This is a genomic window from Leifsonia sp. RAF41 (assembly GCF_052114085.1).
GTDB lineage: Bacteria > Actinomycetota > Actinomycetes > Actinomycetales > Microbacteriaceae > Leifsonia.
Window position 1 is genome coordinate 1,583,537 of the sequence record NZ_JBFREB010000001.1, and the last position, 20,087, is coordinate 1,603,623.

At 69.3% G+C, this 20,087-nt stretch carries 13 protein-coding genes; 10 read left to right on the plus strand and 3 right to left on the minus strand.

What is annotated here, in order from left to right:
• Window positions 1–6 precede the first annotated feature (6 nt).
• The 6 genes from AB4Y74_RS07650 (at window position 7) to AB4Y74_RS07675 (ending at window position 6,940) form a co-directional block, all read left to right on the plus strand.
• Complete coding sequence (locus tag AB4Y74_RS07650; protein ID WP_441800412.1) at window positions 7–1,716, plus strand: glycoside hydrolase family 13 protein; 1,710 nt, start codon at window positions 7–9, stop codon at window positions 1,714–1,716.
• A gap of 40 nt (window positions 1,717–1,756) precedes the next feature.
• Entirely contained in the window at window positions 1,757–3,133 is a 1,377-nt protein-coding gene (locus tag AB4Y74_RS07655) for an ABC transporter substrate-binding protein (RefSeq protein WP_441798506.1), read from the plus strand.
• Window positions 3,130–4,059 carry a carbohydrate ABC transporter permease gene (locus AB4Y74_RS07660; RefSeq protein WP_441798507.1) on the plus strand — a complete coding sequence of 310 codons (930 nt, stop codon included), beginning with the start codon at window positions 3,130–3,132 and terminating at the stop codon, window positions 4,057–4,059. Before AB4Y74_RS07655 ends, AB4Y74_RS07660 begins: the two co-directional genes overlap by 4 nt.
• Window positions 4,056–5,051: a carbohydrate ABC transporter permease gene (locus tag AB4Y74_RS07665; RefSeq protein ID WP_441798508.1), complete on the plus strand. Its 996-nt coding sequence runs from the start codon at window positions 4,056–4,058 to the stop codon at window positions 5,049–5,051. The genes AB4Y74_RS07660 and AB4Y74_RS07665 overlap by 4 nt, the downstream gene beginning before the upstream one ends.
• A 23-nt stretch (window positions 5,052–5,074) precedes the next feature.
• Window positions 5,075–6,277 (plus strand): glycoside hydrolase family 3 N-terminal domain-containing protein, encoded by a 1,203-nt coding sequence (locus tag AB4Y74_RS07670; RefSeq protein WP_441798509.1) that lies wholly within the window; start codon window positions 5,075–5,077, stop codon window positions 6,275–6,277.
• Between the two features lie 111 nt (window positions 6,278–6,388).
• The gene (locus tag AB4Y74_RS07675; RefSeq protein ID WP_441798510.1) at window positions 6,389–6,940 is read left to right on the plus strand and encodes a YceI family protein; all 552 of its coding nucleotides are present in this window, start codon (window positions 6,389–6,391) and stop codon (window positions 6,938–6,940) included.
• A 133-nt stretch (window positions 6,941–7,073) separates the two neighbouring features.
• Here AB4Y74_RS07675 and AB4Y74_RS07680 read toward each other — a convergent pair whose 3' ends face one another.
• The 3 genes from AB4Y74_RS07680 to AB4Y74_RS07690 all read right to left on the minus strand — a co-directional run bounded on the left by AB4Y74_RS07680 (window position 7,074) and on the right by AB4Y74_RS07690 (window position 10,446).
• Window positions 7,074–8,462 carry an NAD(P)/FAD-dependent oxidoreductase gene (locus tag AB4Y74_RS07680; protein WP_441798511.1) on the minus strand — a complete coding sequence of 463 codons (1,389 nt, stop codon included), beginning with the start codon at window positions 8,460–8,462 and terminating at the stop codon, window positions 7,074–7,076.
• An 83-nt stretch (window positions 8,463–8,545) separates the two neighbouring features.
• Window positions 8,546–9,961, minus strand: coding sequence for an aspartate aminotransferase family protein (locus AB4Y74_RS07685; RefSeq protein ID WP_441798512.1), 1,416 nt, complete (start codon window positions 9,959–9,961; stop codon window positions 8,546–8,548).
• A 2-nt stretch (window positions 9,962–9,963) separates the two neighbouring features.
• Window positions 9,964–10,446: an Lrp/AsnC family transcriptional regulator gene (locus AB4Y74_RS07690; RefSeq protein ID WP_310129075.1), complete on the minus strand. Its 483-nt coding sequence runs from the start codon at window positions 10,444–10,446 to the stop codon at window positions 9,964–9,966.
• A 160-nt stretch (window positions 10,447–10,606) separates the two neighbouring features.
• On the opposite strand from AB4Y74_RS07690, the gene AB4Y74_RS07695 reads away from it, so the two are divergent.
• The 4 genes from AB4Y74_RS07695 (at window position 10,607) to AB4Y74_RS07710 (ending at window position 20,085) form a co-directional block, all read left to right on the plus strand.
• On the plus strand, window positions 10,607–11,770 hold the full coding sequence (locus tag AB4Y74_RS07695) for an FHA domain-containing protein (RefSeq protein ID WP_441798513.1): 1,164 nt from the start codon (window positions 10,607–10,609) through the stop codon (window positions 11,768–11,770).
• Window positions 11,767–12,603 (plus strand): PP2C family protein-serine/threonine phosphatase, encoded by an 837-nt coding sequence (locus AB4Y74_RS07700; protein ID WP_441798514.1) that lies wholly within the window; start codon window positions 11,767–11,769, stop codon window positions 12,601–12,603. Before AB4Y74_RS07695 ends, AB4Y74_RS07700 begins: the two co-directional genes overlap by 4 nt.
• A 136-nt stretch (window positions 12,604–12,739) precedes the next feature.
• A complete protein-coding gene (locus AB4Y74_RS07705; protein ID WP_441798515.1) occupies window positions 12,740–14,170 on the plus strand; it encodes a serine/threonine-protein kinase in 1,431 nt (476 codons plus the stop codon).
• Window positions 14,167–20,085 (plus strand): Ig-like domain-containing protein, encoded by a 5,919-nt coding sequence (locus AB4Y74_RS07710; protein WP_441798516.1) that lies wholly within the window; start codon window positions 14,167–14,169, stop codon window positions 20,083–20,085. Before AB4Y74_RS07705 ends, AB4Y74_RS07710 begins: the two co-directional genes overlap by 4 nt.
• The last annotated feature ends 2 nt before the right edge of the window (window positions 20,086–20,087 follow it).

The following is a 20,087-nucleotide window of genomic DNA, read 5'->3' on the forward strand; positions in this document are numbered from 1 at the left end:
TCCGTGATGGACGGCGACAGCAGCCTCGAGACGGCGGACAGCGCCTCCCGACCTGTGCCGCCCACCGACGACCCCGAGTGGTGGCGCAGCGCGGTCATCTACCAGATCTACCCGCGCAGTTTCGCCGACGGGAACGGCGACGGGATCGGCGATCTGGCCGGAGTCCGCGAGCGCCTGCCGTACCTCGCCGACCTCGGTGTCGACGCCATCTGGTTCACGCCATGGTACGACTCACCGCTGGCCGACGGTGGCTACGACGTGGCGGACTACCGCCGCATCCACCCCGCTTTCGGCGATCTGGGGGAGGCGGAGGCGCTCATCCGCGACGCCCTCGCTCTCGGCATCCGCACCATCATCGACGTCGTTCCCAACCACGTCTCCGACCGGCACCGCTGGTTCCAGGCAGCCCTCGCGGCTGGTCCCGGCTCGCCCGAACGCGAGAGGTTCTGGTTCCGTCCCGGCCGCGGCCCCGCGGGGGACGAGATGCCCACGTCCTGGCGCTCGAACTTCTCCGGTGACACGTGGACGCGCACCACGAACCCGGACGGAACGCCCGGCGAGTGGTACCTCCACCTGTTCAGCCCGCAGCAGCCGGACCTCAACTGGAACCATCCCGAAGTGCGGCGTGAGCACGAAGACATCCTCCGCTTCTGGTTCGATCGCGGCGTCGCCGGCGTCCGGATCGACTCGGCGGCCCTGCTGGTCAAGGATCCGGCGCTGCCCGAGGTCCCCGAGCAGGCGGGACCGGGGGAGCACCCCAATCAGGACCGGGACGAGCTGCACGACATCTACCGCTCCTGGCGCACCGTCGCCGACGGCTATCCGGGCACCCGCGTCCTGGTGGGGGAGATCTGGCTGCCCGACATCGAGCGGTTCGCCATGTACCTGCGGCCCGACGAGCTCCACACCGCCTTCAACTTCGACTTCCTGGCCCGGCCGTGGGATGCGCGCGAGCTGCGTGCATCCATCGACGAGACGCTCGCAGCGCACGCCCCGGTGCACGCCCCGAGCACCTGGGTGCTCTCCAATCACGACGTCACGAGGGCGGTCACCCGCTACGGCCGGGAGGACTCATCGTTCGCCTTCGTGAAGAAGCGCAAGGGCACCCCCACCGACCTCGCGCTCGGCCTGCGAAGAGCCCGTGCCGCCGCCCTGCTGACCGCCGCCCTGCCGGGCTCGCTCTACATCTACCAGGGGGACGAACTGGGACTGCCCGAGGTCGAAGACCTGCCGGACGAACTCCGCGAGGACCCGATGCACGCCCGCTCGGGCGGCGTCGACCCCGGCCGCGACGGCTGCCGAGTGCCGCTGCCCTGGCGGGGCACCACACCGCCCTTCGGTTTCGGTCCTGACGACTCCACCGCCGCCCCGTGGCTGCCGCAGCCGGCCGACTGGGCGGGGCTGACCGTGCAGGCCCAGCAGAGCGACCCGTCGTCGATGCTGTGGCTCTACCGTCAGGCGCTGCGCATCCGCCGCGCAGAACCGGCCCTCGGCGACGGCTCGCTCACCTGGCTCGACGCACCCGATGGCGTGCTCGCGTTCGCCCGCGGAGCCGCCTTCGTCAGCGCCACCAACCTGTCCGCCGTCCCGGTGCCCCTTCCGGAGCACCAGGCGATCCTCCTCAGCAGCAGCCCCCTCGTCGGCGGACAGCTGCCACCCGACTCCACCGTCTGGCTGCGCACGCAGCGGCCGGCCGGAGGGCACCTCACCACCTGAAACGCACCATCCACGCATCACACTCGAAAGGGTCCAGACAATGAAGTCAGTACGCACGGTCGCAGCGGTCGCCGCGGTCACCATGGCAGGAGTGGGTCTCCTCGCCGGATGCTCGTCATCCGGCGGCGACTCCAACGACGGCAAGGTCCACATCACTGTCGCCAGCCTCATCCCGGGCAGCGACAAGGCCGCCTTCAAGGCCTTCGACGACCGGGTCAAGGAGTTCGAGAAGGCCAACCCGAGCATCGACGTCAAGGCCGAGGAGTACCAGTGGACGGGGCCGACGTTCGCGACGCAGCTCGCCGGCGGCACCCTCCCGGACGTCTTCAACGTGCCGTTCACCGACTCGCAGTCGCTGCTGCAGGCCGGGCAGCTCGCCGATATCACGGCCGAGGTGAACAAGCTCCCGTACGCGGACAAGTTCAACGAGAACGTGCTCGCGGTCGCCAAGGACGGCGACAAGATCTACGGCGTCCCGTACGGCCCCTACGCCATGGGCCTGTCGTACAACCGCGAGATCTTCCAGAAGGCCGGGCTCGACCCGGACAAGCCGCCGACCACGTGGGACGAGGTCCGTCAGGACGCCAAGACCATCTCCGAGAAGGTTCCGGGCGTCGCCGGCTACATGCAGATGACGCAGGGCAACACCGGCGGCTGGGAGCTGACCACCACCGTCTACTCGCGCGGCGGCCGGATGGAGACCACCGACGGCGGCAAGACGAAGGTCACGACGAACAACCCTGTCACCAAGGACGCGCTGCAGTGGCTGCACGACGTGCGCTGGACGGACAACTCGGCGGGCAGCAACTTCCTGCTCGACTGGAGCGGCATCAACCAGGCATTCGGCGCCGGTCAGATCGCGATGTACCCGTCGGGCTCCGACGTCCTCACCTCGCTCGTGCAGCAGAACAACGTGGACCCGAAGAACTACGGACTCACGATGCTGCCCCTGGACTCCAGCAACTCGGACGCCGGGGTGCTGGTCGGCGGCAACGTCGCGGCAGTGAGCCCGAAGTCGTCGCAGGCGCAGAAAGACGCGGCCGTGAAGTGGATCGACTTCTACTACATGCAGAAGCTGCTCAACAAGGAGCAGGCCATCGCCGACGCGAAGGTGCTCGTGAAGTCGAACCAGCCGGTCGGTGTGCCAACGCTGCCGGTCTTCGACAAGGCCACCTACGACCAGAACATGCAGTGGATCACGGATGAGATCAACGTCCCGCAGGAGAACGTCGCGCCGTTCACGGACAAGATCTTCGACGCGACGCTGGTCCCGGAGCCGAACAAGCACACGCAGGAGCTCTACGGTGCGCTCGACTCGGTCGTCCAGGCGGTGCTGACCGACAAGAACGCGAACATCGACCAACTGCTCACCAAGGTCGACGGCGACATCCAGAAGCTCGTCGACGCTGACAAATGACGACACATGATCGTCCGCTGACGCGCCCTCGCCGCACACCCCTCACCTGGGTTCGCGGCGGGGGCGCCAGCGCCCTGCTCTTCCTGCTGCCGATGCTGCTGATCTTCGGCATCTTCTCGTGGTGGCCGATCGTGCGCAGCGTGGTGATGAGCTTCCAGCACACCAACCTCGTCAGCGCTCCCACCTGGGTGGGCTGGGACAACTTCGTCCAGGTGGTGAACGACCCGCTGTTCTGGACGGCGGTCGGCAACACAGCCTGGTTCGCGCTGCTCGCACTCCTCCTCGGGTATCCGGTGCCGCTCATCGCGGCGGTCCTGATGAGCGAGGTGAAGCGGGCGAAGGGGCTGTACAGCGCGCTCGCCTACCTGCCGGTTGTCGTGCCGCCGGTCGTGGCGGTGCTGCTGTGGAAGTTCTTCTACGACGCCCGCCCCGACGGCGTCTTCAACACCATCCTCGGCTGGGTGGGGATCCCGCCGCAGCCGTGGATCCAGTCGGCGACGCAGGCGATGCCCTCCCTCGTCGTCGAGGCGACGTGGGCGGCTGCCGGCGGCACGATCATCATCTACCTCGCGGCGATCACGAGCGTGGCACCCGAGTTGTACGACGCGGCGGAGGTCGATGGCGCGGGGATCTGGCAGAAGGTCTGGCATGTGACGATGCCGCAGCTGCGCAGCATCCTGCTGATCACCCTCATCCTGCAGATCATCGGGACGGCGCAGGTGTTCCTCGAGCCGTTCCTCTTCACGGGAGGCGGGCCGGTCGACTCGACCGTGACCATCCTGCTGCTGATCTACCGCTACGCGTTCCAGAACTCGCTGGGCGGCGACTACGGCGCGGCGACCGCGCTCAGCCTGCTGCTCGCGGCGTTCCTCGCCGTGCTGTCGCTCGTGTACTTCCGCCTCACCAAGTCCTGGAGCCAGAATTGACGACCACGACCTCCCTCCCTCCCGAAGTCCGGAACGTCCTCACCGATGTGATCGAGGAGGGCGGGGCGCCAGAACCACCCCGCCGCCGACGGCGACGCCGCGCCGCGGAAGACGGGGGCGACCGCGGCATCCTCTCGATCTCGGACCGCCGAAAGCCGGGCGTGAGATGGAGCACGCGCGTCACCCACGGGCTGCTGCTGCTCGTGCTGATCGTCGTCGGGCTCGGGCCGCTGCTCTGGCTCGCGAAGTCGGCGATCACCCCGACGGAGGACACCCTCCGGACCCCGATGGCGCTGTTCCCGCACGGCGTGGACTGGGCCAACCTGTCCACCGCGTGGTCGACCGTCCACATCGACGTGCAGTTCGTCAACACGATCTGGGTCGCCGCAGGGTCTTGGGCGGCGCAGATCCTCGTCGCCACGACTGCGGGCTACGCGTTGAGCGTGCTGCGCCCGGCGTACGGGAAGGTGCTGTACGGCCTCATCCTCACGACGCTGTTCGTGCCGTCGGTGGTACTGCTCGTGCCGCTGTACCTCACCATCCTGAACCCGCCGCTGCTCGGACAGTCGCTCATCAACACCTTCTGGGCGGTGTGGCTGCCGGCCGGTGCGAGCGCGTTCAACGTGGTGCTGGTGAAACGGTTCTTCGACAACCTGCCGCGGGAGGTGTTCGAGGCGGCACGGACGGACGGGGCCGGGCCGTTCCGGCTGTTCTGGTCGATTGTTCTTCCGATGTCGAAGCCCATCCTCGGCGTGGTTTCGGTGTTCGCGATCATCGCGGCGTGGAAGGACTACCTGTGGCCGCTGCTCGTGCTGCGCGACCCGGGGATGCAGCCGCTGTCGGTGCGGCTGCCGACGTTGCAGGCGGCGATCCAGCTCGACGTGTATCTGGCGGCGCTGGCCATTTCGACGCTCATCCCGATCGCGCTGTTCCTCGTGTTCCAGGGGCTCTTCCTGCGGAGCGCCGGCCTGGGCGGAGCGGTGAAGGGATGAGCGCCCGGGGTTAACATCGAGGGATGCGCGCAGCCCGACGCCGGAGCGCCGCGGTGGCCGCCGTGGCGCTGTCGGCGACCCTGCTGCTGTCGGGAGCGCTGAGCGGCTGCGTCGCGGGAGCGCCCGGTGCGACGGTCCCAGCGCGCACAGCGGGGGCCCCGCCCGCCACGGCCGCGCCCGCTCCCACCGCGACGCCCCCGGTCGATCCGGTTGCGGCCTACGCCCGCCAGCGGCTCGCGAATCTTACCCTCCGCCAGAAGGTCGCCGGGCTCTTCATGCTCCACCTGCCGGGCACCGATCCTGCTGCCCTCCGCGGATTCGTCGACCGGTACGGGTTGGGCGGCGTGATCCTGATGGGCGATAACATCCCCGGCGGGCCTGCCGAACTCGCGGCGGAGACGGCAGCGATGAAGGTGTCCGACCCGGGGCTGCCTCCGCTGATCGGCGTGGATGAGGAGGGCGGGGACGTCACGCGTCTGCCGTGGGACGCCCAGCCGGGTGCGGGATCGCTCCGCGCCCAGGACCCAGCGGCCACCCAGGCGGCCTTCACCCGGCGCGCCGCGTTGCTGCGCGACGCCGGGATCTCCGTCAACTTCGGAACGGTCGCCGATGTCACCGCCGACCCGGACTCCTTCATCGCCGATCGAGTGCTCGGCACCGAACCCGGAGGAGCTGCGGCGCGCGTCGCCGCCTCGGTGACAGGCGAGCGCGGCACGGTCTTCAGCACGTTGAAGCACTTCCCTGGCCATGGCGAGAGCGAGGCGGACTCGCACCACGCCGTCCCGTCGACCGCGGTCACGAAGGCCGGGTGGGCCACGCGGGATCTGCCGCCGTTCCGCGCGGGAATCGATGCCGGGGCGGAGTTCGTGATGTTCGGGCACCTCGCCTACACGCACGTGGATGCGGCTCCCGCGTCGCTCTCGGCAGCCTGGCACCGCATCCTCACGGACGAGCTCGGCTTCCGCGGCGTCAGCATCACCGACGATCTGCGGATGCTGCAGGACACCGGGTTGCCGCAGTATCAGGACCCGGGGGAGAACGCCGTACAGGCGATCGCCGCGGGCAACACGATGGTGCTGGACGTCATCCCGGCCGGTAGCGACCCGAGCGCGCTCATCGACGCCGTCGTCGCGGCGGTGCGCAACGGGCGCATTCCGGCTGCTCAGGTCGATGCGGATGCGCTGAAACTGCTGGAACTGCGGCGTTCGCTCGCCTCGAAAGAGTGACGCGTCAACTTTTTTTGGGATTTCGGGAATGAAGCGGAGGTCGATGCGCTTGCATGTACTCGACGCCGGTGGACACACCGCCCGGCGCACGACTTCCTGAAGGAGAGAGCCATGACCATCGAGATCCCCGGTTACAAGGCAGGCACCTGGACCATCGACCCCGCCCACTCCGAGGTCGGCTTCAGCATCCGCCACCTGATGATCAGCAAGGTGAAGGGTGTGTTCGAGAACTTCGACGCCACCTTCGTCACCGCCGAGAACCCGCTCGACTCGAAGGTCACCGCGAAGGCTGACGTCGCCTCCATCAACACCAAGGACAAGAACCGCGACGCGCACCTCCGCACCGGCGACTTCTTCCTCGCCGAGGAGCACCCGACCATCGACTTCGTGTCGACCGGCGCGCGCCACGAGGGCGGCGACTTCCTCGTCGACGGCGACCTGACGATCAAGGGCGTCACCAAGCCGGTCACGTTCGAGTTCGACTTCGGCGGCTTCGGACAGGACCCGTACGGCAACTACAAGGCCGGCGCGACTGCGAAGACCAAGATCAACCGCGAAGAGTTCGGCCTCACGTACAACGCCGCGCTCGAGACCGGTGGCATGCTCCTCGGCGACGAGGTCACCATCACCCTCGAGCTGCAGGCTGTGCTCGCCCAGGCGTAACCCGCCCCGCAACTCCCGACCGCCGGACCCGTGCCGCGCACTCCCCACCATCGAGTACGCGAAGACTGCACGGATCCGGCGGTTTTGTGTGCAGTCTGTGCGGACTCGACGGTGGGGGCTGGGTCGGGGCGGGTCAGTGGCCGATGAGAGGGGCGACGGCGCGCGAGACCAGGGACGGGCGGCGGGTGACCGACTCCTCGAGGTCGGCCGACTCCATCGCGACCAGGCCGACGTTCGCGCCGGCGAACCGCAGCGGCTCGGGTTCCCACCGCGGTGAGCGATGACCGACCCAGGGGAGTGCCGTGAGCTCGGTCCGGGAGTCGGTCAGCAGGTCCGCGAGAGTGCGCCCCGCCAGGTTCGTGGTGCTCAGGCCGTCGCCGACGTATCCGCCGGCCCAGGCCTCCCGGGCCTCCCGGTCGTAGCCGACGCTGGCGTGCCAGTCGCGTGGGACGCCGAGCGGGCCGCCCCAGTGGTGCGTGATCCGTGCGCCGGAGGCATCCGGGAACAGATCGAACAGTGTGTGGATGAGGTGCTCGCGCACCCGAGGCGACCGGTCGTAGCCGGGGCGGATGGCGCTGCCCAGGTGGTAGCGCGCCCCGCGCCCACCGAACGCGAACCGGTTGTCGGCGGTCCGCTGCCCGTACACGATGAGGTTGCGGAAGTCGGTGAACGTCTGGCCGTGCTCGATGCCGATCCGCTCCCAGGTCGCGTCGGGCAGCGGCTCGGTCGCGATCATCAGCGAGTACAGCGGCAGGATGCGGCGGCCGACCTGCGGCAGCTGTGACCCGTACCCCTCGGTGGCGTTCACCACGATGCCGGCGTTGACGGTCCGTTCGGCCCCGCCGGATCGGACGCGGACCGTGCCGCGGTCCCAGGACAGCACCTCGGTGCCCTCCGCGATCGTCGCGCCACGGCGCTCCACCGCCCGGGCGAGGCCCCGAGCGAGTTTCGCCGGGTGGATGCGCGCGCAAGCGGGCGTGAATGTCGCGGCGACCGCGCCAGCAGCAGCGAAGCGACCGCGGACGGTCTCGGTTCCCCAGAGCGTCACTCGGTCGACGCCGTAGCGCTCGGACTCCTCGAATTCGGCACGGGCGGCGTCCAGCTGGGGCTTCGACCGGGCGAAGGTGACCGTCCCGCCGCGCGCGTAGTCGATGTCGAGGTTCTCCGCCTCGGCGACGCGGCCGACCTCATCCACTGTGCCGATCATGGCGCTCCGCATCGCGACCGCCGCGTCGAAGCCGTACCGCTTCTCCAGCTTCGTCGCAGACCAGGGGAACAGGGCCGAGCACCAGCCGCCGTTGCGGCCGGAGGCGCCGAAGCCGGCGACCTCCTTCTCGAGCAGGACGATACGCAGGCCGGGGTCGCGCTCCTGCAGGTAGTACGCGGTCCACAGTCCGGTGAGGCCGGCGCCGACGATGGCGACATCGGCCTCGATGTCCGTGTCGAGCCCCGGACGCGGCCGGTAGCCGTCCTCCTGATCGGCGATGGAGTCGAACCAGAAGCCGACCGTGCGGTAGTCCATGTGTTCCTCCGGATGCTCGGTGCTGCCGGTTAAGGCGCGAGTCCGGAGCCGCACGCGCGGCCCCGGACTCGTCCTTTGGGGGTCTACAGGTGGTTCGACGCCTCCGTCAGCACCGACTCCAGGATCTGCCGGATCTCGACGAACTCGTCGGGACCGATCGTCAGCGGCGGCGCGAGCTGCACGACCGGGTCTCCGCGGTCGTCGGCGCGGCAGTACAGGCCGGCGTCGAACAGCGCCTTCGAGAGGAACCCGCGGAGCAGACGCTCCGACTCGTCGTCGTCGAAGGTCTCCTTGGTGTTCTTGTCCTTCACCAGCTCGATGCCGAAGAAGTACCCGTCGCCGCGCACGTCTCCGACGATCGGCAGGTCGAGCAGCTTCTCGAGCTCGGCGCGGAACAGCGGCGAATTCTCGCGCACCCGCTCGTTGAGTCGCTCCTCTTCGAAGATGTCGAGGTTGTCGAGCGCCACGGCGGCGGACACCGGGTGACCGCCGAACGTGTAGCCGTGGTAGAAGGACGTGTTGCCGTGCTTGAAGGGCTCGTAGATCTTGTCGCTGATGATCGTCGCGCCGATCGGCGAGTAGCCGCTCGTCATGCCCTTCGCGCAGGTGATCATGTCGGGCACGTAGCCGTACTGGTCGCAGGCGAACATGTGACCGATGCGGCCGAAGGCGCAGATGACCTCGTCGCTGACCATGAGCACGTCGTACTTGTCGCAGATCTCGCGCACACGCTGGAAGTAGCCGGGGGGAGGCGGGAAGCAGCCGCCCGAGTTCTGCACCGGTTCCAGGAAGATCGCCGCGACGGTCTCCGGACCCTCGAACTGGATCATCTCCTCGATCCGGTTCGCCGCCCAGACGCCGAACGCCTCGAGGTCGTCGGTCGGGGCGCCCATCTCGCCAGCGCGATAGAAGTTGGTGTTCGGGACGCGGAACCCGCCGGGGGTCAGCGGCTCGAACATCTCCTTCATGGCCGGGATGCCGGTGATCGCGAGCGCTCCCTGCGGCGTGCCGTGGTAGGCGACGGCGCGGGAGAGGACCTTGTGCTTGGTGGGTCGGCCCTGGAGCTTCCAGTAGTACTTGGCCAGCTTGAACGCGGTCTCGACGGCCTCGCCGCCGCCTGTGGAGAAGAAGACGCGGTTGAGGTCGCCCGGAGCGTACGAGGCGAGCCGGTCAGCCAGTTCGATGGCGTTGGGATGCGCGTACGACCAGATCGGGAAGAAGGCGAGCTGCTCCGCCTGCTTGGCAGCGGTCTCGGCCAGGCGCTTGCGACCGTGGCCCGCGTTCACGACGAAGAGACCGGAAAGCCCGTCGATGTACCGCTTGCCGTGGGAGTCCCAGATGTGGTGTCCCTCGCCGCGGGTGATGATCGGGACGCCCTGTCCCTCCTCCATCACCGACTGACGGGCGAAGTGCATCCAGAGGTGATCGCGCGCCTTGGCCTGCAGTGCAGCCTCATCGGCCGTGATCGGTTCGCCGAACGTTTCAACGCTTGTCGTCATGGTTATCGCGTTCCCCAGTTGTAGAACTGTTTGTGGAGTTTCAGATACACGAACGTCTCGGTGGAGAGCACACCCTCCAGCGTCCGGATCTCGGAATTGAGCATCGTGATGAGGTCGAGGTCGTTCTCGCACACCACCTCGGCGAGGATGTCGAAGGTGCCGGCTGTCAGCACCACGTAGTCCACGTCCGGCATGGCCGCCAGCTTGTCGGCGACCGCACGCGTGTCGCCCGTGCAGCGCACGCCGATCATCGCTTGCCGGTAGAAGCCGAGTTGCATCGGGTCGGTCACCGCCACGATCTGCATCACACCCGACTCGGTCAGCTTCTGCACGCGCTGGCGCACAGCCGCCTCGCTGAGACCGACGGCCTTGCCGATCTCGGCGTACGACTTCCGGCCGTCCACCTGCAACTGCTCGATGATCGCCTTGGAGACGTCGTCGATGGTCGCAGCCTTCTGGCCGTTCGTTGCCCGAGGGGTACTCATGGAGCGATTCTGTCAGCGGACCAGGGACCTGGCAAGCGATTCCGCACCGATTCGGCCATTCTGCTGACGAAATCAGTTGCAGGAGGCACGCCAGCGTCTCCCGGTCGGTGAGGGGCCCGCGAGCGGGTTACACTCGCATCGACCCTGAGAGGAGCCGACGATGACTGGCGGCTTCATCCGGTATGCGCCCACGGCGGGTCCGTCTCGCTGGCTGCTGGTCGCCGGCCGCCGCTTCGTCGCCGCGGTCGAGAGCACGGTTACGGACGAGATCGTCGATCAGCTCTTCTGGCTCGCAGACTCGGACCTGGCAACCATCGAATCCGTGGTCGGTGCGTTCCCGCTCGCCGGACCGGACAGCGTCCGCTCGTTCGCTGTCGCCGAGCTCTCCGAGCCGAACACTGCAGGCGAGGTCACCGTGACCGCGGTCGTCCGCGGTTCCGCAGCGATCGACGTCTTCTCGGTCGGCGGCGCGCGCCGGTTCTCGGCCGCCGGCGTCCAGCCGTGGGTGCTCGCCGAGTTCCGGGCGGTGACCGGCCTCGTGCTGCAGGGCGACGATGCGGCGACCGGACCGGTCGCGCGGCTCGCTATCGGGTCGCTGCCGCTGGCGATCGGCGTCGCGGACGGCGAACTCCTCACCTGGTCGCTCACGCCGATCGAGCGGACCGACCGCACGGCCGCGCCGGAGGCGTCCGTCGAGGGGGCACCGGTGTCCGGTCCCGCCGCCGAGGAGACGATCATCCGCGACCGGAGCAGCAGCTCCAGCCTGTTCGGGCGCGGCGGCGAGGCAGCGGTGCCCGACTCCGAGGATGTGCCGCTCTCCGTGCATCCCGCCGCCCACGAGCTTCCGGGGGCTGTCGACGTCGAGGAACCCGCGACCCGCGACACGCCCAGTACCGACAGTGCGCCGCCGGCGGTTCCTGCCGACGACGGCTTCCCGGAGACCGCACCGGTCGTCGTCCTGCCCCGGCAGGCAGCCTTCGCCGCGCGCATCCCATCGGGGGACACCGTCGCGCTGGATGCTCCCCTCCTGGTGGGACGTCGACCCACGCCTCAGCGGGTCGACGGAGGCGTCGCTCCGCGTCTCGTGACCGTGGTCTCGCCAACCCAGGAGGTGTCATCCACCCACGCTCGCATCGAGCAGTCGGGGGACGCCGTCGTGGTCACCGACCTTCGTTCTACGAACGGAACAGTGGTCACCGGGCCGGGCGGCGCCCGGCGACTCCGCCCGGGGGAGTCGGTCGTCGTGCTCGCCGGGGCGAGAGTGGACATCGGCGACGGTAATATCATCGAGATCACCGCCCGCCGAGAAGAAGGACGCGAGTGACCCAGATCGGTCGCAGCAGCAGACGCCACACGGTGGCCGTCCCCGGCGATCCCGACGCGCGCATCAGTCTGTCCTGGGCGGCGCTCAGCGACACGGGCTACCGGCGCAGCGTCAACGAGGACAGCCTCCTGGCGCGCTCACCCATCTTCGCCGTGGCCGACGGCATGGGCGGACACACCGCGGGCGACTTCGCCAGCACCGCCGTCGTCACCCGTCTCGCCGAGAAGGTGAAGGTCGACTTCGTGGGCGAGGATGCGCTCACCGAGGCGCTGCGCTCCGCCGTCGACGACATGACGCGCGGGGTCGGGCAGACCGACCTCGGCACCGGGACCACGGTGACGGGGATCGCGCTGACCCTGGTGGACGGCTCGCCGTACTGGCTGGTCTTCAACATCGGCGACTCGCGCGTCTACAGCTACCGCGACGGCACCCTGGAGCAGCTCACCCTGGATCACTCGATCGTGCAGGAGCTTCTGGACGCGGGGGCGATCACGCCGGCGGAGGCGGAGGTGCACCCGCACAGCAACGTCATCACGCGCGCGGTCGGCTTCAACGAAGACCCCATCCCCGACTACTTCCTCCTGCCGATTGTTGCGGGCTCGCGCCTGCTGGTCTGCTCGGACGGCCTGACCAAGGAGCTCACCGAGCACGGGATCCGCTACTTCCTGGCGGAGGGCTCGTCTCCGCTCGATGCGGCCCAGCAGCTGATGGATGCGGCACTCGGCAACGGCGGACGGGACAACGTGACCGTCGTCGTGGTCGACGTGCTGGCGACGCCGGAGTCGGGCGCGCATCGCGACGGGGAGTCGCGCAGAGCGGCCCGACGGCACTGAAGATGTCCCCCGACTTGGGGGTAATCGACTTGTCCCCAGTGCGGGTTCCGCCCGGCTGATGCTCGGGGACGGCTGCCTACAATTGGCAGACGCTTCTGCACCCGCGAAGACGTCGCCGAAGGGACGGGAGGAGCCGATGGCCCGGCGTTTGCCGTCCCAGCCGCCCAACCTCCCCGGCTTCTCGTATGTCCGGGTGCTCGGTTCGGGTGGCTTCGCCGACGTGTTCCTCTACGAACAGAACATGCCGCGCCGTCAGGTCGCCGTCAAGGTGATGCTGGCCGAGGTCGTCACCAGCCAGGTCAAGCAGATGTTCCAGGCCGAGGCCAACCTGATGGCGCAGCTGAGCACGCATCCGTCGATCCTCACGGTGTACCAGGCGAGCGTGTCGTCCGACGGCCGGCCGTACCTCGTCATGGAGTTGTGCTCGGCGGCGATCGGGCAGCGCTACCGCTCCGAGCCGCTGTCGGTGCCCGAGGTGCTGAGCATCGGCGTGCGGATCGCCAGCGCCGTCGAGACGGCCCACCGCGCCGGAGTGCTGCACCGCGACATCAAGCCGTCCAACATCCTGAGCACCGCCTACGGGCATCCGGTGCTCAGCGACTTCGGTATCGCCGCGACGCTGAGCGAGGCCGATGTGACCGAGGCGATCGGCCTCTCCATCCCGTGGTCCGCGCCGGAGGTGCTGCTCGATGAGACGAGCGGCACGATCGCGAGCGAGGTGTGGTCGCTCGGCGCGACGATGTACTCGCTGCTGGCCGGCCGCTCGCCGTTCGAGGTGCCCGGCAAAGAGAACACGGCCGCCGAGCTCATGCAGCGCATCGCCAAGAGCCGCCCTCTGCCCATCGGCCGGGCCGACGTTCCGCCGCGGCTGGAGCAGGTGCTGCTGCGTTCGATGTCGCGCAAGCCGTCGCAGCGGCAGCGCACCGCGCTGGAGTTCATCCGCGAACTGCAGGCCGTGGAGGCGGAGCTCGAGCTGCCGCAGACCCCGATCGAGGTGGCGATGGACGACTGGGCGCTGGCGACGGCCGGCGACCCGGAGGAGCGAACCAGAGTCAAAGGCGTCGTCGCGGTCGATCCGGGAGGTCGCCGGCGTCGGAGGCGCGCGGCTCCCGCCTCGGCGACCGTCACGCGTGCGCCGACGCGGACCGTGGTCCGTGAGAGCCTGGGCAGTGCCCAGACACCCCAGCAGATCGCGCCGTCGAAGACTCCGCGCGCCCTGGTGATCTCGCTCATCGCCTGCGCGGCGCTCGTGGTGGTGCTCGGCGTCACCGCCGCTTTCGTGCTCGTGCGCGCGGGCGCGAACAGCGACATCCCGACCGTCCGTGACCTGAGTGGCCGGGTCACCGGCAGCACCATCGTGTTCAGCTGGAGCGATCCCGGTCTGCAAGACGGTGACACCTACCAGGTGGCGGTTCAGGATCAGCCGCCGAGCAGCCAGCACGCGACCGAGTTCCGGGTCGATGCGAAGCCCGGCGCGACCGTGTGCGTGACCGTGACGGTCAACCGCGACGGCAAGACGGGCACGCCGAGCGGCCAGAAATGTGTCGAGAGGGCGGACGGGACGTGAGCCGGCTCGCCGCCATCGGTTCCTGGCTCGCCGCGCACAAGTCCGTCGCGGCGACCGCCGTCAGCGGAACCGCCGTCGCCGCGCTGGTGACGACGCTCGCGGTCGTCTCCGGCGGGTACAGCGCGCAGCACCTGAAGCTCAATGACGCGGCGGTGTGGGTCGCCAGTGACGCGAAGAAGTCGCTCGGCCGGGCGAACACCGAGATCGACAAACTCAACTCCGTCGTCGCCGGGACGGGCGACGCGCTCGACGTCGTCCAGGACGGCACCGACGTGCTCCTCGTCGACCGTGAGGCAAACACCATCGCGGTCGTCGATCCCGCCAAGGCGGAGTCCGGCAAGTCGGTGGCGCTCCCGCCGCGCTCCCCGCAGGTGTCGCTGGCCGGCGGGCACGTCGCCCTGCTGTCCCAGACGACCGGGCAGTTGTGGCTGACGACGGTGACGCAGCTCGAATCGTTCAACTCCGGATCCGCCGCGACAGTCGACCTGGGCGGGCGCGCCGTGTCCGCCATGGACCCCTCCGGCGTGCTGTTCGCGTACCAGCCGTCGACCCGATCCCTGGTGCGCGCCGACCTCAATGCCGCCGAGCCGTCGACCACGAGCACACGAGTCGCCACACGCGGGGACGGGGCGAATGTGTCGCTCACCTCGGTCGGCGGGCACTGGGCGCTCTTCGACCCCGACCAGCGCACCGTCTGGGTGGACGGACGCGCCGTCAGCCTCGCATCCCTCATACCGGAGGGGGCGAATGCGGTCCTGCAGCAGCCGTCCGCCGGCGGCAGTGCGGTCTGGATCGCGACCGACACCGGCCTCGTGCGGGTGCCGCTCGATGGAGGACGGCCGACGCGGCCGGTCAGCCAGGTCACCGGTACGGCGGCCGCGCCCGTGACCGTGGCCGGCTGCACCTACGCCGCCTGGGGCGGCGGGGCCGCGTGGCGTTCCTGCGGAGCATCCGGCGCGGGGGAGCGGTCGACGCTGAAGGACGTGCCGTCCGGCGCCACCCTGGCGTTCCGTGCCAACGGGGACCGCGTCGTGCTGAACGACGGCCGGTCGGGCGTGGCCTGGGCCGTGCAGAGCGGCAACACGCGCATCGACAACTGGGACGAGCTGGTCTCGAAGAAGACCACCCAGGAGCTCGTCAACCAGACCAAGCAGGACACGGCCCCGCAGTACGAGAAGCAGGAGCAGCCTCCCGTCGCCGTGAACGACGCCTTCGGCGCCCGCCCGGGCCGGGTCACTCCGCTGCCCGTGCTGCTGAACGACTACGACCCGAACGGCGATGTGCTCACCATCGACACCTTCACCGGGGTCTCGGCCGAGCAGGGCGCCCTGGAGCTCACGAACGCCGACCAGCAGCTGCAGATCTCGCTGCCCGAGACGGCGACAGGAACGATCGCGTTCGACTACACGATCTCCGACGGACGCGGTGGTACCGCGACCGCCCACGTCACGGTCGCGGTGCGGTCGGCCGCCGAGAACGCGCCACCGGTCTGCGTCCGCAACGCGAAGGCGGTGGTGCAGACCGGCGGCCGGGTGTCCGCGCCCGTGATCGGCGACTGCTACGACCCGGACGGCGACTCCTTCTACCTCTCGGCGGCCTCCATCGCCGCTCCCGACACCGTGACCTTCACGCCGCAGGGCCAGGTCGCGTACTCCGACCACGGCGACGGTGCCGGGGTGAAGGATGTGGCGCTCACCCTGTCGGACGGCCGCGCCGAGTCCGCGGGGCTGCTCGCCGTCACGGTGCGTGCGCCGGGGCAGGTGCCGATCATCGCCGATCCGTTCGCCGTGCTCGCCTACCAGGGTCAGGAGGTGACGGTCTCCCCGCTCGATCACGTCCGCGGCGGTAACGGACCGGTGCGCCTGAGCACCGTGCCGACGAAGGCCGACGCTACGATCACGCCCGATTACCAGGGCGGAACCTTCCGGTTCGAGTCCGACCAGGCGGGCACCCACAACATCGAGTACTCGGTCACCGACGGGATCGTGACGTCCACCGGCGTGGTCCGCGTCGAGGTCAAGGCGCCGCCCGGGGCGAAGACCACCCCGATCGCGGTGCCGCACACGGCGTTCATCCGTGAGCAGTCCACTCAGGATGTCGACGTGCTGTCGACGGACATCGATCCGTCCGGCGGCGTCCTCCTCGTGACCGGGGTGACCGATCCCGGCGCGTCCAGCGGCGTGCGGGTGCAGGTGCTGCAGCAGCGCACCCTGCGGGTGACCCTGAGCCGCCCGCTCGAGGGACCGGTCGATTTCCACTACCGGCTCAGTAACGGGCTCGCGGACACCGTCGGCACCGTGACGGTCGTCCAGCTGCCGGCGCTGACCGTCCACCAGCCGCCCATCGCAGCCCCTGACACGGTGGCCGTGCGTGTGCACGACGTGGTCGACATCCCGGTCCTCGCCAACGATGTCCAGCCCGACGGCGACAAGCTGACACTCGACCCGACGCTCGCGACGCAGCTTCCGAACGGGGCCGGACTGCTGTTCGTGAGCGGTGACCACCTCCGCTACCTCGCACCGTCGAAACCGGGCAACTACACGGCGGCGTACCGCGTGTACGGCGCCGACGGTCAGTGGGCCACCGCCGAGGTGACCATCGCCGTCCGCGAGCGGGATGCCGCGACGAACAACCCGCCGGTGCCCAAGACGGTGACGACCCGTGTGCTCGCAGGCGACACCGTCCGCATCACCGTGCCGCTCTCCGGCATCGACCCCGACGGCGACTCCGTGCAGTTCATCGGGCAGGAGACCAACCCGCAGAAGGGCGCCGTCATCGCCTCCGGGCCGGACTGGATGGACTTCCAGGCCGGCGACTACGCCGCGGGCACCGACACGTTCAGCTACGCGGTGGTGGATGCGCTCGGCGCGCGGGCCACCGGCACCGTCCGTGTCGGCATCGCCGCCCGCGTCGAGGGCGCGCGCAACCCGATCGCCGTCGAGGACGACGTGACCGCACGGCCGGGGCGCACGCTCAGCGTGCAGGTGCTGGCCAACGACAGCGACCCCGACGGGAGCCCGCTCAGCGTCACAGCCGTCACGTCGCTCGACGGCAAGGCGAAGGCGAAGGTGAGCGGTGACGTCGTCACCGTCACGGCGCCGAAGACGCCGGGCGCCTACGGGTTCCTCTACACGATCCAGAACCAGCGCGGCGGCACCAGCCAGGCGTTCCTCCGGTTGACGGTGGACGAGAAGGCACCGCCGGCCCGGCCCGTGGTCTCCGACACCACGCTCGGGCTCTCCGACATCCTGGGCAAGAACCGGGTCGACGTGAACGTCCTCGCCAACGTCTTCTTCGCGGACGGGCCCGTCTCTACGCTGAAGCTTTCGCTGGTCCCCGGCTACGGGAACAGCGCGCAGGTGACGGACGGGAAGCGGCTGCGGATCGCCATCGGTGCCACGAGTCAGATCGTGCCGTTCCGCGTCGCCAACCCCGAGGACGCGTCGGTCGTCGCCTATGGCTTCGTGCATGTCCCCGGCTACGACGATGCCCTTCCGCAGCTGAAGCGCGGCGCGCCCAAGCTCTCGGTGGTCAGTGAGAAGACGCTCACCATCCACCTCAACGACTACATCGTCGCGGTGGGCGATCGGAAAGTGCGACTCACCGACGCCGCCACGGTGCGTGCGACGCACGCAAACGGGGACGACCTGGTCTCCGGGAACGACACCCTGCAATTCACGTCCTCGTCGCGCTACTTCGGCCCCGCCTCCATCTCGTTCCAGGTGACCGACGGCTCCAGCGCCACCGATCCGGACGGCAACGTCGCGACCATCGTGCTCCCGATCGAGGTGACACCGCGTGAGAACCAGCCGCCGGTGTTCACCGGTGCCTTGATCGAGTTCGAGCCGGGCCAGACGAAGACGATCGACCTCACCAAGGTGACCAAGTACCCCTACGCCAAAGACCTGAACGAGCTGGTGTACAGCATCCAGAACCCGCGTCCGGATGGCGTGAGCGCATCCCTCGACGGCCAGAAGCTGACCGTCACCGTCGCGACCGGCACGCCGAAGGGCTCGACACCCTCCCTGTCGATCGGGGTGAAGGATGCGGTCAACGCCGGTCAGGCCGGACGCATCGACATCTCGGTCGTGCCCTCGACCCGGCCGCTGGCGAGCCCGCAGCCTGACCGCGTGATCGCGCCGCGCGGTCAGACGACGACCGTCGACGTGCTCGCCAACGACGGCGCCACCAACCCGTTCCCCGGCAAGCCGCTCCGCGTCGTCGCGGTGCGCGGGCTCGGCAGCGGGCTACCGGACGGGCTCAGCATCACGCCCAGCGCCGACAACTCGCAACTGCAAGTGTCGGTCTCGACGACCGCTGCGCCGGCCGACACGACCCTGCAGTACGAGGTCGCCGATGCCACGGGTGACGCCGACCGCTACACCTGGGGCACGGTGACCGTGTCGGTGCAGGATCGACCTGCTCCCGTCTCCAACGTGCAGATCGGCACCATCGCCGACCGCAGCCTCACCCTGAACTGGATCCCCGGAGCGTTCAACAACTCGCCGATCACCGGGTTCGAGGTGACCATGGCCAACGCGGCGACCGGCCAGGTGATCTCCACAACCCCGTGCACGACCACCACCTGCGCGATCACGACCCCGGGGAACGGCCCGGCGAACGCCGTGACGCTGAGTGTCCGTGCGCGGAACGCGCTCGGACTCTCCGACCCGACGGCTTACGCGGAGCCGGTGTGGTCGGACGTGATCCCGAACGCGCCCGCCGCCCTGTCGTCGACGCCGCTCGACCAGGGGCTCCGCATCACCTGGTCGAAGCCGTCCGACGCCCCCGGCTCGAGCCCCATCACCTCGTACGTCGTCTCGCTCGGCGGCGTCACGAACGCCCTCCAGGTTCTGGGATCCGACCCGGTGGGGACGAAGTACGCCCTCAACGTGACCGACCCCGGCATCGCGAACGGCGCGGCCATCGCCTTCAGCGTCTCCTCGCGCAACGAGTTCTACCAGGGCCGGACGACGTGGAACCAGAGCCAGGGGAGCGGCGTACCCTCGGGAGCCCCCACGCGCACAGGGGTCGCGCCGGTCGCCATGCCGGACACCACGGCCGGTACGAGCGCGACGCTGAGCTGGTCCAACGTGTTCGGCGACAACGGCAAGACCATCACCGACTACTTCGTGGCCGCCTTCCAGGGCGGCGACCCGACCCGTTGCGATGTCAGCGGGGTCGCCCAGGGCGATCCGTCGCTCTCCACGAGCGGTCTCCGGCGCGTGCAGGGCGGGAGCACGACCTTCACCGGCCTGAGCCCCAATCAGACCTACAACTTCATCGTGTACGCCTACAACGGCCAAGGCTGCACGCCTGCGGCGATCGTGAGCGCGACGCCGCGTCAGGCGCCCGGAGACGACGCCACGGTCGGGATCGACGGCGTCGTGCCGAGTGGCGACCGAACCTTCGACTTCCAGGTCACCGTCTCGTACCGCGCAGGCGGAGGTTCCAACGCCACCTTCGACTACCAGCTGTACAGCGGCAGCACGCCGGTCGACTCCGGCACCCTCACCAGCGCGACCGGGGTGCTGACCGGCTCCGGGAGCAACCATTACGGAATGCCGCTGAGCGTCAAGATCACCCGCGTCTGCGAGGGGTATCCGGACGGATCCTCGTTGTGCACCGCCCAGAGATCGGATCCCCAGCCTCTGGGGGTCGCCGTCGACACCTCGATCGGCGACGCGCGCTACGACGCGGCGAGCCACATCTTCACCTGGACCAGCTGGCCGACGGGCGCGTACGACGCCGTCACGTACAGCTGTGACGGCACGACCCAGCTTCCGATGCCGGCAACGGGAGGGACGGCTTCCTGCACGGCGCCGGCCAACGACGTCGCGCCGACGCTGACCGTCCGCGTCACGGCCAACGGCGACACGTACTCCCATGACTATCCGGGTTCGACGCTCCCATGATC

What these genes read in the sequence shown, in the direction of transcription:
- AB4Y74_RS07705 (WP_441798515.1), top strand. Translation starts at nt 12,740, where the DNA reads ATGGCCCGGCGTTTGCCGTCCCAGCCGCCCAACCTCCCCGGCTTCTCG.
- AB4Y74_RS07675 (WP_441798510.1), top strand. Translation starts at nt 6,389, where the DNA reads ATGACCATCGAGATCCCCGGTTACAAGGCAGGCACCTGGACCATCGAC.
- AB4Y74_RS07655 (WP_441798506.1), top strand. Translation starts at nt 1,757, where the DNA reads ATGAAGTCAGTACGCACGGTCGCAGCGGTCGCCGCGGTCACCATGGCA.
- AB4Y74_RS07690 (WP_310129075.1), bottom strand. Translation starts at nt 10,446, where the DNA reads ATGAGTACCCCTCGGGCAACGAACGGCCAGAAGGCTGCGACCATCGAC.
- AB4Y74_RS07650 (WP_441800412.1), top strand. Translation starts at nt 7, where the DNA reads ATGGACGGCGACAGCAGCCTCGAGACGGCGGACAGCGCCTCCCGACCT.
- AB4Y74_RS07695 (WP_441798513.1), top strand. Translation starts at nt 10,607, where the DNA reads ATGACTGGCGGCTTCATCCGGTATGCGCCCACGGCGGGTCCGTCTCGC.
- AB4Y74_RS07685 (WP_441798512.1), bottom strand. Translation starts at nt 9,961, where the DNA reads ATGACGACAAGCGTTGAAACGTTCGGCGAACCGATCACGGCCGATGAG.
- AB4Y74_RS07660 (WP_441798507.1), top strand. Translation starts at nt 3,130, where the DNA reads ATGACGACACATGATCGTCCGCTGACGCGCCCTCGCCGCACACCCCTC.
- AB4Y74_RS07680 (WP_441798511.1), bottom strand. Translation starts at nt 8,462, where the DNA reads ATGGACTACCGCACGGTCGGCTTCTGGTTCGACTCCATCGCCGATCAG.
- AB4Y74_RS07670 (WP_441798509.1), top strand. Translation starts at nt 5,075, where the DNA reads ATGCGCGCAGCCCGACGCCGGAGCGCCGCGGTGGCCGCCGTGGCGCTG.